Source organism: Peribacillus sp., assembly GCF_059453735.1.
On record NZ_JAZVJO010000365.1, the window covers coordinates 1 to 13,435 of the forward strand.

The window sequence follows — 13,435 nt, forward strand, 5'->3', positions numbered from 1 at the left end:
TACGCGACTGTAATGATTCGTAATTCATCCATTCCAAATAGCTGCTCACGGGCATTTGTCGCCAAGAATTGTTTTGAGAAAAATTGCAGCATACCCTTAGATTCTTCAAATCGATACTGTTTAGCAAACTCTAACGCCTTATCAGAAATGGTGTTCAATTTTTCCAGACTTGAAGAGGATGCGGCAAAGACATTCGAAATAGAAGTAACCCATAAGACGATCACTAACAGCAGAATTTTTTTTCTCATACCACTTGTCCCTCCCCATACATCTATTAAACAATATGTACTAGGGAAGCCAAGTAGACCAAAACTATAAATTTAGAGCTTTAAAGTAAACCGATTTTTTCTTACTCCAAGATAATAGCAAATAAAGATGGAGACGATACTCAGCCAAAATGTAAAATAACCGATTTCATTCATATAGACAGCAAGGTCACTGTATGTTGGCATCATCTTAAACACATAATCAATGATGTCATTATGAAGGGTCCAAATGGCTGCAACAGCAAACTGCCAGGGTTTAATACGATAAAAAGGGGCATACAGCAAACCCTGTACTGCCATAGCAAAATGAGAAGCCATCAGCATATATCCGACACCATCTAAGCTGCCAGTTGTCAATAACACCAGTAAATTCATGACGACTGCCCAAATCCCATATTTAAATAAGGTCATGATTGCCAGCGCTTCAACCAGCCCCCAGCTTTTTCCGAGTAAAAAGGCACCCAGCACCAACACAAAGAACAAGGTGGCCGTCGGACTATCTGGAACAAAAGGTAAGAAAACTGCTGGAGTGTTAGATAGTTGATGTTCATACCAGTAATATCCGTATATGGTGCCAAATAAATTCACAAAAAATAATAAACGTAAAAAATTCCGGTTCCCAAGGTACCCATAAAGCATTTGCATACTATTCCCTCTTTCAACAAAATAAGACTCCCATTTATTCTATCTTGATTACCCAGATTAACCAACATTTAGATACAAAAAAAACTGACGGAGTAATCCGCCAGTTTTTTTCAAAGCATCTGCATCATTCTGTTTTTGCATTAGAAACAAATTCAGATAGTACTTTAAGTTCTTCATCTGTCCCTTTGAAAATGCCACCTGGCATTGTGCCTTTACCTTTTACGGCAATCTCAGCGACTTCTTCAGGAGTAAGACCAGTATCGACAAGTGATGGTGCAGCGGGCCCGCCTGTCAGCTCAGCACCATGACAGGAAATACATGTGTTGGCTTCAAAAGACTTATAGCCTTCACTTTCCTTATCAATATCTGCGCCTTCAACAATTGCCCCTTGCTTTTTAGAAGCTTCCCAATCATGATGGGCAGCGGATTCCCAAGTTAGATAGAAAACTGCTGCAATCCCAAGAAGCATAAATCCTGTCGCAAGCGGACGTTTAGTCGGTTTGCGTTCAGGACCTCTATCAAGAAATGGCGCTAAGAACAACGCACCAAACGCAAGACCTGGAATAATCATTGCTCCAACGATATTAAATGGACCTGATGCATACGTATACTTTAACAATTGGTATAAGAATAAGAAATACCAATCTGGAAGCGGTACATATGCAGTATCAGTCGGGTCAGCAATACGCTCCAATGGAGACGGATGCGCGGCTGTTAAGCATAGAAAACCTACAAGAAAAACTGCTCCAACTATCCATTCCTTCAACAGGAAATTCGGCCAAAACGCTTCCGTTTTACCAGGATATTCCGAATAATCTTTTGGTATATTCGGCTTACGATCCGTAGAAATACGTGAGTCCCCTACGAATTTCATACCTTTTCCACGATGCATAGAATAATCCCCCTCCTTTATGCAAAGGTGTTAACCTCAATTTTTTACAACGGTCCAGAAATACCTTGTTTACGAATCATTAAGAAGTGAGCCGCGATTAATCCAAGCAATGCAGCCGGTAAGAAGAATACGTGAACAGCAAAGAAGCGTGTTAACGTTTGTGCTCCGACAATCGTTGGATCTCCGGCAACCAGCGTTTTAAGGGCTGGTCCAATCAATGGTACTGATTCCATAATAGTAAGCGTCACCTTCGTTGCAAACAATGCTTTCATGTCCCATGGTAATAAATAGCCTGTTAAACCTAAAGCAAGCATGATGAAGAAAATTAATACTCCAACCATCCAGTTAAGTTCACGAGGTTTTTTATAAGCACCTTGGAAGAATACCCGAAGAGTATGTAAAAACATCATGACGATTACAAGACTTGCACCCCAGTGATGCATTCCGCGGACAATTTGTCCGAATGCCACTTCATTTTGTAAATAGTACACAGATTCCCATGCATTTACAATATCTGGCACATAATACATTGTTAAGAACATACCAGAAAGAATTTGAATAACCGTGATGAAAAATGTTAATCCGCCAAAACAATAAACGAATGCAGAAAAATGATGCGCTGGATTAACATGTTCCGGAACCTCATGGTCAGCAATATCTCGCCACAATGGCGTAATGTCTAAACGTTCGTCAACCCAATCATAAATCTTGTTTATCACGTATTACGCCCCCCTTATTGTGGAATTAACTGACCTAAGTATAGAATTCCGTCTTTTTCCTTTGTTGCATACATATCCAGTGGTGCAATCGGCGGTGTACCTTTTACATTGACACCATCTTTAGTGTACCTGCCATAATGGCACGGACAGAAAAATTGATTAGGATTTTCTTTATCCGTATTCCAGGCTACTGTACAGCCTAAATGTTTACAAATCGGCGATAAGGCAACAATCTTCCCATCATCTGTTTTGTAAACCCAAGCTGTATTCGTTTGCGAGGTTTCGTACCAACCATCCTTTTGGTCGAATGAATAATCGACACGGACAGGTTCTCCCGATAATTCTGAAACTTTCATCTTCGTTGCCACAAAATCTCCTGAAGCTTCTGCTTTTAACACAGGGTCGATAGCAAATCTGACCATCGGCATTATCATACCTGCTGCCATAAATCCACCAACACCAGTAAGTGTGTAATTAAGGAACTGACGTCTTGTAACGTTTTGTTTGCTCATGCTTTCTCCCCCCCTCTATCACTGAACTCAGCCCAACGGACCATTCAATAACAACACTATAAAACTAGGACATTACAATGATATATCATTCCTTGGTCAAGGTCAATATTTGTTAAAGTTTTATGACAGTATTATTTTGCCTATTTATTAGCTCATTATTCCAAATTTTCTTGAAAGATTCTCCAATTTCTTGTGCTCTTTCCCTTGCCAGCTCTCTAATTTCGCCTTCTTCTGTTTTAGGATCAAGCAACGGAATTAAAAACACCTCTGCGTCCAATTCTTGCTCTGCACTCCAATCCTTATCAGAAGTAAGAAGGAAAATATGCTTAAATTCATTCTTCCTTAAAACAGCTGTTACTGATTTAATCAAGTCAACTTTATTTCCTGTATCCTCTAGGTACACGAGCTGCGGAACGATGAGGATTCTTCCTTTAAATTGCTTTTCAAGCTCATAATTTAATCCCATCATAAATTCATTCATTATCGCCGATTGCTCCATCTCTTCATTAAATGAAAGTGGAACGGCTGTTAGCAGAGCACTGTCTACATATTCCTTAGCCTGCTTGTACATGGTGATATCTTTTGGAACCCATTTCATAAACTCACTCCTAAAATCCCATTTCTCACTATTTTACTATATCTTTTACCATTTCCTCTAGTATTAGTAATTCTTTTTTTGCGAAACCAATGGAAACTTATTGATCGTATCACACTGAGCAGCTAAGGGAAATGAACACTGCAGATTTTTTTATAAAAAAATAAACTTCTCCAGATTATGGAGAAGCTTTATACATGCTTTATTTTATATACGTGTAAGACTTTTTAGTCGGCCTGTTAAGGTACGGAAGGCCTCTTCATCATGCTGATCTAAAGCCGCGTCAATTTCCTGAAGGATTCGCTCACGCTGGAAAGAAACCATCGTGTTCTCAAGGAATTTTTCGGCCAGCATTTTATCTTTTTCATTCGCTTCCGAGCTTTTAGGACGAAACGGATTATCCTCAAGTACGGCTGCGTATTGATAAGAAGAGTATGCAGATTTAAAATTCAACTGGATGTAAATATCTTCGTCTCGATTGAGGCGGATATCGTGAAAGGATTTCTCAGCATCTGTTGTCATAATATTGGATTTGTAGAATCGAAAAGGAGCTTCCTCCACACAATGGGTAGACATGATTAACCCGCGTGGACAATACTGGGCATGCTCAACAAAATGTACTTTTTTCATCAACTGGTCGTGGCTCATGAGGTAATTCAAAATCCAAACACATTCCCTGCGCTTCAATTGATAATGATTTAAAAACCAGCGGATAAAATCTTTCTTTTCGTTCACAGATACAGGGGTAGCCACCATAATTTCCCTCCTCTGCCCATTTTTGATCTAGTTTTGGCTATCCAACTAGTGTTCCGGTGTTTCTTCTAGACGCTCCAGAACTAAGGCATATTCATCATTGGCTGGATCCATTTTTTGCAGCCTATTAAATATTTCTCTAGAGGTATGCCTGTCTCCTTCTTCAATTAAAAAGAAACCATAATCTTCAAGAAAATCTTGGTTGTTATTAAAAGAATTATATGCTTTATGGTAGCTGTTTAATGCCTCTTTATATTGCTCTAAATTTTGCTGACTGACCGCAGACAGCCAATCGAATTGCGGATCATCTTCTCCATATGAGCGTATACTTTCAATGGTTTCGAGGACATCTTCATATTTTTCAGCCTGGCTTAGCAGTTTCAATAAAGTCAATGCAGCCTCTAAATAACCTGGATCAATGGCGAGTGCTTCTCGAAATAGTGATTCCGCTTCTTCTGCTTTTCCTTTTTTAATTGAAATTTTTCCTGCGAATAAATAAAGTTCTTTATTAAATTGATCGGCACGAATTCCATCTTTAGCTGTTTCAAGAGACTTGTCCAGCTCCTCAAGATGCTCGTACGATCTTGCCAGCGGCAGATAGAGGGAATGATATTCAGGGTCAAGTTCTTTTAGCTCAATGAACTTATTGATAGCTGTTTCAAAGAATCCTGCCTGATAAGCAGTAAGTGCATATTCAAACAGTGTATTAATCTCTAATTTTTCTCCTATAGCTGTTTCGTAATAAGACATAGCTTCTTCGAAACGTCCCGTACTGCTTAAAGCTTCTGCAACTCTTTGATTAATATTGACTCCGCCGATTTCCGTTTCATGAGGAAGGACCAAATTATAACTTTCAATCGCTTTCTGATCCTTCCCTTGTTGAAAGTATAACTCTCCAAGCGCAAAATCAATCAAAACTTCATCTGGAAGCAAATCTTTCGCCATTAATAATTTTCTTTCGCTTACTTCATCCATTCCTTGGAGCTGATACAAATCAGCTTCCAATAACAACGCACTCGGATAAACTTCATCTGACGGATCAATTTTCTCTAAGAGTAGCATCGCTTCATCCTCTTGATCCATATCAACAAGGATTTCCGCCAAAGAGACAATTAACTCTCCTTCACCAGGGTACATTGCATTTAAATGCTCAAATAAGGCCTTTGCTTCCTCCATAAAACCCAATTGAAACATTTCTTCAGCTAAAATTAATAAATCTTCTGCCGACTCAGAGGCCTTAATCCGTTTTATCAGGATTTCCGCCTGTTCAAGTTCACCTTTTCTCAAAAGGTCTATGGCTTTTTCTACAGTATTCATTCGGGTAATTCCTTCCTTGCAATCAATTGACTATCAGTCAAATACCTTTATAAAGTCTAATCTACGGATTTCTTTAATTAGTAATCATCACTATGTGGATAGTGACCACAATTTTATCATACTACTTCCTATCAATGCTATTTAAGCAGCTTAATTATTCTTCACATCTGCTATACAGTTGTTTTAATCATAAACTTTCATCCTATAAGACGGCGCAGTTCCCCGGGGTTATTTGACTACAAGATTTTTATTCCCACTCATGAATACAGCAGACCTATCATGAATCGTAATCATGCTCCTATGATCCTTCACCCCTCATATCCCTCCTCTCCTATACCTTGTTATAACATATGGATAAAAGAGGTAAATAAGAATCGTTTTATAAAATTGTAGAACACACTTTTAAAACAAAAAACCCTCATAAGAGGGCTGTCCTACTGAATTAATGTATGTAAGTCTTCAAAAAATGCTGGATAGGACACCTGAATCGCTTCAGGGTCTTCTAAAATCATCTCTTCTTCAGCAACCAATCCTGCTACGGCAAGCATCATTCCTATACGATGATCTCCATGACTGGATACCTGCCCGCCAGAAAGAGAACTTCCACCTTTAATAATTAAACCATCATCAGTAGGGGTAATGTCAGCACCAATACTCGACAATTCATCTGCTACCGTATCAATCCGATTCGTTTCTTTTACTTTAAGCTCAGAAGCGTCCTTAATGATTGTCGTTCCATCTGCTTTGACGGCCAATAAGGCAATTACAGGCAGTTCATCAATCAATCGTGGTATTAGGTCACCTTCGATTATGGTCGCTTTTAATCTTGAAGATTTGACCGTAATATCTCCATATGGTTCGGCTTCATTATGTGTCACTTCAACATGGATGTCAGCGCCCATATTTTTCATAACATCAATAATACCGGTTCGAGTCGGATTTAAACCGACATTTTTTAAAACGACTTCACTATTTTTTGTAATGGCCGCAGCAACCATAAAGAATGCAGCTGAGGATATATCACCTGGAACATAAATTGATGTTCCTTTTAAGTGCTGATTTCCTTCAACGCTGATTTCATTACCTTCTCTTGAAACCGTACCGCCGAATTCCACAATCATCCTCTCGGTATGATCTCTTGTTCTTTCAGGTTCGACTACGACTGTTCTTCCTTCAGCTTGCAATCCTGCCAAAAGAATAGCTGATTTGACCTGAGCACTGGCGACAGGCAATTCATAACGGATTCCCTGCATTTTACTTCCAGTCACAGAAAGCGGAGTGAGTTCTCCGTTATGGCGGCCCTCAATCCTTGCCCCCATTTCTCTCAGCGGATTAACTACTCTCGTCATCGGTCGTTTAGCAATTGACTCATCGCCCATTAATACTGTATGAAACGGACGTCCAGAAAGAATGCCCATCATTAAACGAATGGTTGTACCTGAATTTCCAACATCCAGTACGCCTTCTGGTTCTTTAAGCCCATCTAGACCTTGACCTTCAATGTATACACTTGTTCCTTTTTGTTCAATGCTGACACCAAGATTCTTAAAACACGCAATTGTGCTCAAACAATCTGCACCGGGCAGAAAATGTTCGACCTTAGTGGTTCCTTCAGCAATCGACCCAAACATAATCGACCGATGTGAAATGGATTTATCTCCAGGTACAGAAACCATTCCACGTATAGATGCAACATTCGTCTTTAACACACGAGTATTCATGGAAGCCTCCTCCGCAGCAGTTTTTAACCTACGCTAATATAGTTTCGTAACTTGTATACTTCGCTATGCAATCTGCGGCTTTTTGACGGTCAGTTTCTGTTTGAAAACTGACGATCAAGACACCATAGATTTCTTCTCTTGTTTCAAGTATACGAATATTTGTTAAACTAATCGACTCTTGCGCCAAATATCCGGTAATTTCAGAAACGATACCTGGATAATCTGGGATATCAATATATAAGTCATAAAAAGCCGGAATGGCTCCTTTTCCGCCCGATGGAAGTTCATCACGGAAATCTTTAGCTTCTGAAAAAAAGCGAAGGATTTCATCGCTGTTCTCGCTCTTAATATGATGTTTAATGGCTTCCATTTCAACCTGCCATTCATTCATCAATTTAAGCAGCACATCTTTATTATTGATTAATATATCATGCCACATAACGGGATTACTTGACGCGATACGCGTAATATCTCTAAACCCGCCTGCAGCCAGTCTCGTGATCAAAGGATTATCACGGCTGTAATTCTCGGCCTGTTTTACAAGGCCGGCTGCAATAATGTGTGGAAAGTGGCTGACCACACCTGTAAGCAAATCATGTGTATGTGGATTAACTGTTAAAAAATTCGCCTTCGTTCCACTCAGCCACTCTTTTAATAACACCAATTGATCATCTTGTATGTTTTCAGGCGGTACTAATAAATAAAAGGCATTCTCGAATAAATGAAGTTTTGCCGCTCCTGCACCGCTTTTATGAGATCCAGCCATAGGATGACCTCCGATAAAGGTAATCCCTTTATCGATCAGGCTTCTTGCAGCAAGATGGATGGTCCCTTTCGTACTGCCCGCATCCGTGATAATAACATCTTGTTTTAGCGGCATGTCAGCCAAACGCTTAAGGATTTTCTCCGTTTCGACAACTGGGATTGCCAAGAGAATCAAATCAGCAACCTTGACTCCCTCTTCAATCGAATCAACCGAGTCATCAATGATCCCAAGCAATTTTGCCAAGTTCACATTATTTTCATCTGTATCGAAGCCGGTAATGACAGCGGTTCGATGTTTATCTTTGATGGCCATGGCTAGGGATCCGCCGATTAAACCAAGGCCAATTACGAATACATTTCTGCCCATTCCATTCCCGCCTTCCATACCAGCTCACTTATTTTTCGTTTTTTTGAAGAGCTAAAAACTCCTTAATAACGGCAATGATTTCCGCATTCTGTTCCTTGGAACCTACTGTAATACGCAGGCTGGTCGGAAAACCGAGGCCTTTTCCAGAACGTGTAATATATCCATGTTCAAGTAAATATTGAAAGACCTCATCTGAATCAATTTCAAAATCAATTAAAATAAAATTGGCCTGTGATGGGTAATAAGATAGATCCTCTTCTTGACAGAACGCATAATATTGCTCCAGTCCTTGACGGTTTTCATCTCGGCAGCGCTCAATAAATGCCTGATCCTGAAGCGCAATTTTGGCTGCTATTTGACCAATTGTATTAGCATTAAACGGTTCGCGCGCAGGATCTAGTTTTTGAATAATGTCTTCATCCGCTATTCCATAACCAACACGAAGGCTGGCAAGACCATATGCCTTCGAAAAAGTCCGCAGAACAATAATGTTTTTATAGGTTTCAATCCATTTCTCTGTTTTCGGATAGTCCTCTGCGATCACATACTCACTATAGGCTTCATCCAACACCACAAGTACGTCTTCAGGTACTTGATTAAGAAATTGACGAAGTGATGCCTCATCGATGTAATCACCCGTTGGATTATTTGGCGTACATACCCAAACAACAGCTGTATTTTCATCAATTGCGGCAAGCATTCCATCAAGATTATGTGCCCCTTCAATTAACGGGATTTCTCTTACCTCCGCACCTTCAAGGATCGCATTATGACGGTATTGAGAAAAAGAAGGAGTAGCCATAACTGTATTCTTTGAAGAATCTAAAAGACTGCGAGAGATAATTTGTATATTCTCATCGGAACCATTACCAAAAATTAATTGTTTTCCATTTACTCCGACATGTTCAGCAACTGCTTCTCTGAGTAAAGTAGCATAGCCGTCTGGATAGATAGCAAACGAATCTGCATAAGCAGCAATCGCTTTTTTTACTTCCGCTGAACATCCGAATGGGTTTTCATTCGATGCAAGCTTCGTTATTTTTTCTAAACCATATTGCCTTTTCACTGCTTCAATAGATTTACCAGGTTGATAGGGTGTTAAAGATAACACCGCTTTATTCCATTTCAAACTTCTCACCTCATCTTAAGATTTTAAGTTCATCGCTTTAAAGTGACAGAGTGTATAGTTAGTATATCATACTCCGCGCTTCTTTATAGGCAGATCGCTCCATTATGGACTTTCTGTGAAGAGGTCAGGACGAAGCACTGTCGCTCCTTCTTGATAAACATGGTGAATCTGAGCCTGCTCTTTATCCGTATTTAAATGAAGCATAATCCGAATACATAAAGGCAGCGAATTTACGATTGGGATTTCTTGCATACAAACGACAGGGACATATGTCCATCCATCAATTTTACGGAGCGCTTTTGCTGGAAAAGCAGACCGCAAATCCTCAGTCATCGAAATAAATATCGACGCAACTTTCTCAGGCTCAATTGAATTCAGTTCAATCATTTCCCTTAATAATCGTTCAACAGCTGTCAAGATCTCTAGATCTGTATCAACTTGTACGGTCGTCGCTCCTCTTACGCCTCTTATCATGCTTCTGCCTCCCATGCAGGGTTAAAATTAACCTACTGCCTCTTTAGCTCTTCCATTACTGTTCGATCATCCACTTCAGTTAAATAAGGATTTCCAAGTTTAGCGAGTAGTACAAAAGTAATTTGTTCGCTAATTGTTTTCTTATCTTTTTTCATATTGCTGAGCAGTGTTTGCTTTTGCAGTGTTTCAGGAATAGTGGTTTGGTAGCCGAGTGATTGCACCCATTGAATAAATTCGTCTAGATTAAACGGAAAGTCTTGTTTTTTCAAACTTAAATTCAGAGCAAAAACAGTCCCGATTAATACCGATTCACCGTGAGTAAAGTTTCCGTAACCCATAGCTGCTTCAATGGCATGTCCTAATGTGTGGCCAAAATTCAAATACGCTCGTACACCCTCTTCTCTTTCATCTGCTGCCACAATTGCAGCCTTAACTTCTATTCCTCTTTTGACAATGGTCAAAAACTGTTCATTTGTTATCGAATTTAAATTCGTGATGTTGGTAATCAGCCATTGATAAAAATCTGAATCGTCAATTAACGCATGCTTGATTACTTCAGCAAAACCTGAGCGTAACTCTTTTTCTGGAAGGGTTTTTAGGAAATCTAAGTCATAGAACACAGCTTCAGGCTGATAGAAAACACCAATCATATTCTTCCCTTCCGGATGATTAATGGCCACTTTGCCGCCAACGGCACTATCATGCGCAAGTAAAGTAGTAGGTAATTGAATAAACGGAATACCTCTCATAAAGGTTGAAGCCACAAATCCTGCTAAATCGCCAACAGCTCCGCCTCCTAAGGCAAGAACCAATGACTTTCTATTAAGGTTATGAGCTAAAGCAAAGCTTTGACATTGATAAAACACTTCAAATGTCTTTGCATGCTCACCTTCAGGAACGATACATACTTCAACAGGCTTGCCTGTTTTCTCCACCATTTCTTTTACTCTATGTAAATGAATGCCTGCAACCTTTTCATCAGTAATAAGTAAAATACGGCTTATATGACTGTAGCGGCCAATAAATTCCGGCAGCGCCTCAATAGCGCCTTGTCCCACATAGACAGGGTAGCTTTTCGATGTGTTAATATCGATTATTTCCATTATTAAAACTCCCTTGTTTCTTTCCTGTATGATTCAAGATAAGCTGCAAGTTGATCAAAACGGTCGGATGGAAATTGTTCCACAATGGCTGTTGCTAACTCCCATGCTACAGCGGCTTCTGCTACTACAGCTGCTGCAGGAACCGCACAGCTGTCAGATCGTTCAACGCTTGCTGTAAACACTTCCTTAGAATCAATATCCACACTTTTCAGCGGTTTATATAAGGTAGGGATAGGCTTCATTACTCCACGGACAATAATTGGCATTCCACTCGTCATTCCGCCTTCAAATCCGCCAAGACGGTTTGTTTTTCGGTAATAACCAGACTCCTCGTTATAGGCAATTTCATCATGAACTTCACTGCCAAAACGATGAGCAGCTTCAAATCCAATTCCTATCTCAACACCCTTAAACGCATTAATGCTGACAATGGCAGCTGCAAGTTTCGCATCAAGCTTCCGGTCATAATGGACATAACTTCCCACTCCTGCCGGCATTCCTTCTACAACGACCTCAACAATTCCGCCTATTGAATCGCCATTTTTCTTAGCAAGATCTATCGCATCCTTCATCTCTTGTTCTACAGAAGAATCAAAGCATCTTACTGATGAGGCTTCTGTTACCTCTTGTAATTCCTTAATAGAAGTGTAAGGAGCTGGATTCGCTTTTACTCCGCCAATTTCAAGAACATGTGAAGCAATCTCAATACCTAATAAGGATAATAGTTTCTTTGCTGCAGCTCCTGCTGCTACACGAACCGTTGTCTCACGAGCAGAAGAACGCTCTAGTACATTTCGGAGATCACGGTGACCATATTTGATTCCGCCGTTTAGATCTGCATGACCCGGCCGCGGTCTGGTAATTTTACGTTTAATATCTTCCTCTTCTTCTTCCGATATTGGTTCACTGCCCATAATCTTTGTCCAATGTTTCCAATCGTTATTTTCGACAACGAGTGTGACTGGAGAACCAAGTGTTAAGCCATGCCTTATTCCAGACCCAATGAATACCTGATCTTTTTCGATCTGCATCCTTCTGCCTCGGCCATGTCCTTTTTGGCGCCTTGCTAATTGTTCGTTAATATCATCTGCTGTAATCGGCATCCCTGCTGGAAGACCTTCAATTATGGTCGTCAACTGCGGTCCATGTGATTCACCTGCTGTTAGAAATCTCATCTGTATTCTTCCCCCTTTTAAACCATTAAAGGATTTATGTATCAATATACCACAATTTTGTGAAAAGTGGGAACAAGATAAACCAGTCCTTTTCTATCTCTTAATTTTACATGAACTTTCTCTTTCCATACATCCATTAAAGATAAAAAAATACGGACGTCTTTCACAAGACTGCCCGTACTTCCATGGTCTATTATTTTTTTTTATAAAAAAAAGTATCTTCTGTCGTCAAATCAAATTGAGCTGGATTAAATATCTGTTCTGTGCTTCCAACAAAGAATACTCCATCAGATTTTAGTGCTGCACTAAATTTTTGATAAAGCTGGTTTTTTGCTTCTTCTGTAAAATAAATTAACACATTCCGACAGACAATCAAATCATAGTGAGTATGAAATTTTTCCGCCAGTAAATTATGTTTTTTAAACGTGACCGTTCGTTTAATGTCGTCTGTCACTCGATAAAACCCGTCTTCTTGAATGAAGAATTTGTTTTTTATGTCTAAGGGTACTTCATTTAATGACCTTTCCGGATAGATTCCCCGTTTTGCTTTAACTAGAACATTTTCATCAATATCGGTAGCATAGATAGAGAGATTCGATAGTGGCAGATACTTAGAAAGTATCATCGCAATTGTATAGGGTTCTTCACCAGTTGAACAAGCCGCACTCCATATCTTCAAGGATGGTGATGATTTAAGCATCCTTGGTAAGATCTTGTTCTCAAAGATCTCCCAACGTTTATAATTCCGATAAAATTCTGAAACATTAATCGTCATTCGATCTAAAAATTCATTTAAAATAGCTGGTTCCATTTTAATATTTTTATAGTATTCGGTAAAAGAAGACAAACCTTTTTTTTCATACAAGGAAGTTAATCTGCGTTTCATTTGTGATTCCTTATAAAGAGACAAATCAATGCCTGTGAGTGTTTTAATATTTAAGGTAAACTGTTCATATTCGCTCGGCATTCCAACGACTCCTTCAACAAAATCCATCAATAGTA

Annotated in this window: 15 protein-coding genes; all 15 read right to left on the reverse strand. The window is 39.5% G+C overall.

Annotated features, from left to right (window positions below; all coding sequences use genetic code 11):
* Positions 1–248 (reverse strand): sporulation protein YpjB (locus AC52RT_RS11790; protein ID WP_495540923.1); only part of this gene is annotated, 248 nt, incomplete at its 3' end.
* Positions 249–320: 72 nt separating this feature from the next.
* On the reverse strand, positions 321–911 hold the full coding sequence (lhaT, locus tag AC52RT_RS11795) for a lipoprotein heptaprenylglyceryl N-acetyltransferase LhaT (RefSeq protein WP_495540924.1): 591 nt from the start codon (positions 909–911) through the stop codon (positions 321–323).
* Positions 912–1,035: 124 nt separating this feature from the next.
* Positions 1,036–1,803 carry a menaquinol-cytochrome c reductase cytochrome b/c subunit gene (locus AC52RT_RS11800; RefSeq protein ID WP_495540925.1) on the reverse strand — a complete coding sequence of 256 codons (768 nt, stop codon included), beginning with the start codon at positions 1,801–1,803 and terminating at the stop codon, positions 1,036–1,038.
* A gap of 44 nt (positions 1,804–1,847) precedes the next feature.
* Positions 1,848–2,522: a menaquinol-cytochrome c reductase cytochrome b subunit gene (qcrB, locus tag AC52RT_RS11805; protein ID WP_040376274.1), complete on the reverse strand. Its 675-nt coding sequence runs from the start codon at positions 2,520–2,522 to the stop codon at positions 1,848–1,850.
* A 14-nt stretch (positions 2,523–2,536) separates the two neighbouring features.
* Positions 2,537–3,034 (reverse strand): QcrA and Rieske domain-containing protein, encoded by a 498-nt coding sequence (locus AC52RT_RS11810; RefSeq protein ID WP_495540926.1) that lies wholly within the window; start codon positions 3,032–3,034, stop codon positions 2,537–2,539.
* Between the two features lie 112 nt (positions 3,035–3,146).
* Positions 3,147–3,632: a DUF2487 family protein gene (locus AC52RT_RS11815; protein ID WP_495540927.1), complete on the reverse strand. Its 486-nt coding sequence runs from the start codon at positions 3,630–3,632 to the stop codon at positions 3,147–3,149.
* Positions 3,633–3,836: 204 nt separating this feature from the next.
* Positions 3,837–4,385 (reverse strand): ReoY family proteolytic degradation factor, encoded by a 549-nt coding sequence (locus AC52RT_RS11820; protein ID WP_040376276.1) that lies wholly within the window; start codon positions 4,383–4,385, stop codon positions 3,837–3,839.
* 45 nt (positions 4,386–4,430) lie between these two features.
* Positions 4,431–5,699: a tetratricopeptide repeat protein gene (locus tag AC52RT_RS11825; protein WP_495540928.1), complete on the reverse strand. Its 1,269-nt coding sequence runs from the start codon at positions 5,697–5,699 to the stop codon at positions 4,431–4,433.
* A 434-nt stretch (positions 5,700–6,133) separates the two neighbouring features.
* Positions 6,134–7,420: a 3-phosphoshikimate 1-carboxyvinyltransferase gene (aroA, locus tag AC52RT_RS11830; RefSeq protein ID WP_495540929.1), complete on the reverse strand. Its 1,287-nt coding sequence runs from the start codon at positions 7,418–7,420 to the stop codon at positions 6,134–6,136.
* A 28-nt stretch (positions 7,421–7,448) separates the two neighbouring features.
* On the reverse strand, positions 7,449–8,552 hold the full coding sequence (locus tag AC52RT_RS11835; protein ID WP_495540930.1) for a prephenate dehydrogenase: 1,104 nt from the start codon (positions 8,550–8,552) through the stop codon (positions 7,449–7,451).
* Between the two features lie 28 nt (positions 8,553–8,580).
* Positions 8,581–9,681: a histidinol-phosphate transaminase gene (gene hisC / locus AC52RT_RS11840; RefSeq protein WP_495540931.1), complete on the reverse strand. Its 1,101-nt coding sequence runs from the start codon at positions 9,679–9,681 to the stop codon at positions 8,581–8,583.
* Between the two features lie 102 nt (positions 9,682–9,783).
* Complete coding sequence (aroH, locus tag AC52RT_RS11845) at positions 9,784–10,155, reverse strand: chorismate mutase (RefSeq protein WP_495540932.1); 372 nt, start codon at positions 10,153–10,155, stop codon at positions 9,784–9,786.
* Positions 10,156–10,187: 32 nt separating this feature from the next.
* Positions 10,188–11,258, reverse strand: coding sequence for a 3-dehydroquinate synthase (gene aroB / locus AC52RT_RS11850; protein WP_495540933.1), 1,071 nt, complete (start codon positions 11,256–11,258; stop codon positions 10,188–10,190).
* Positions 11,259–11,260: 2 nt separating this feature from the next.
* Complete coding sequence (gene aroC / locus AC52RT_RS11855; RefSeq protein ID WP_495540934.1) at positions 11,261–12,433, reverse strand: chorismate synthase; 1,173 nt, start codon at positions 12,431–12,433, stop codon at positions 11,261–11,263.
* 193 nt (positions 12,434–12,626) lie between these two features.
* On the reverse strand, positions 12,627–13,400 hold the full coding sequence (locus AC52RT_RS11860) for a CheR family methyltransferase (protein ID WP_495540935.1): 774 nt from the start codon (positions 13,398–13,400) through the stop codon (positions 12,627–12,629).
* Positions 13,401–13,435 lie beyond the last annotated feature (35 nt).

Bases quoted from the DNA above. Each gene is read 5' to 3' on its own strand.
- lhaT (WP_495540924.1), bottom strand. From the start codon at position 911: ATGCAAATGCTTTATGGGTACCTTGGGAACCGGAATTTTTTACGTTTA.
- AC52RT_RS11800 (WP_495540925.1), bottom strand. From the start codon at position 1,803: ATGCATCGTGGAAAAGGTATGAAATTCGTAGGGGACTCACGTATTTCT.
- AC52RT_RS11810 (WP_495540926.1), bottom strand. From the start codon at position 3,034: ATGAGCAAACAAAACGTTACAAGACGTCAGTTCCTTAATTACACACTT.
- AC52RT_RS11815 (WP_495540927.1), bottom strand. From the start codon at position 3,632: ATGAAATGGGTTCCAAAAGATATCACCATGTACAAGCAGGCTAAGGAA.
- AC52RT_RS11820 (WP_040376276.1), bottom strand. From the start codon at position 4,385: ATGGTGGCTACCCCTGTATCTGTGAACGAAAAGAAAGATTTTATCCGC.
- AC52RT_RS11825 (WP_495540928.1), bottom strand. From the start codon at position 5,699: ATGAATACTGTAGAAAAAGCCATAGACCTTTTGAGAAAAGGTGAACTT.
- aroA (WP_495540929.1), bottom strand. From the start codon at position 7,420: ATGAATACTCGTGTGTTAAAGACGAATGTTGCATCTATACGTGGAATG.
- AC52RT_RS11835 (WP_495540930.1), bottom strand. From the start codon at position 8,552: ATGGGCAGAAATGTATTCGTAATTGGCCTTGGTTTAATCGGCGGATCC.
- aroH (WP_495540932.1), bottom strand. From the start codon at position 10,155: ATGATAAGAGGCGTAAGAGGAGCGACGACCGTACAAGTTGATACAGAT.
- aroB (WP_495540933.1), bottom strand. From the start codon at position 11,258: ATGGAAATAATCGATATTAACACATCGAAAAGCTACCCTGTCTATGTG.
- aroC (WP_495540934.1), bottom strand. From the start codon at position 12,433: ATGAGATTTCTAACAGCAGGTGAATCACATGGACCGCAGTTGACGACC.
- AC52RT_RS11860 (WP_495540935.1), bottom strand. From the start codon at position 13,400: ATGCCGAGCGAATATGAACAGTTTACCTTAAATATTAAAACACTCACA.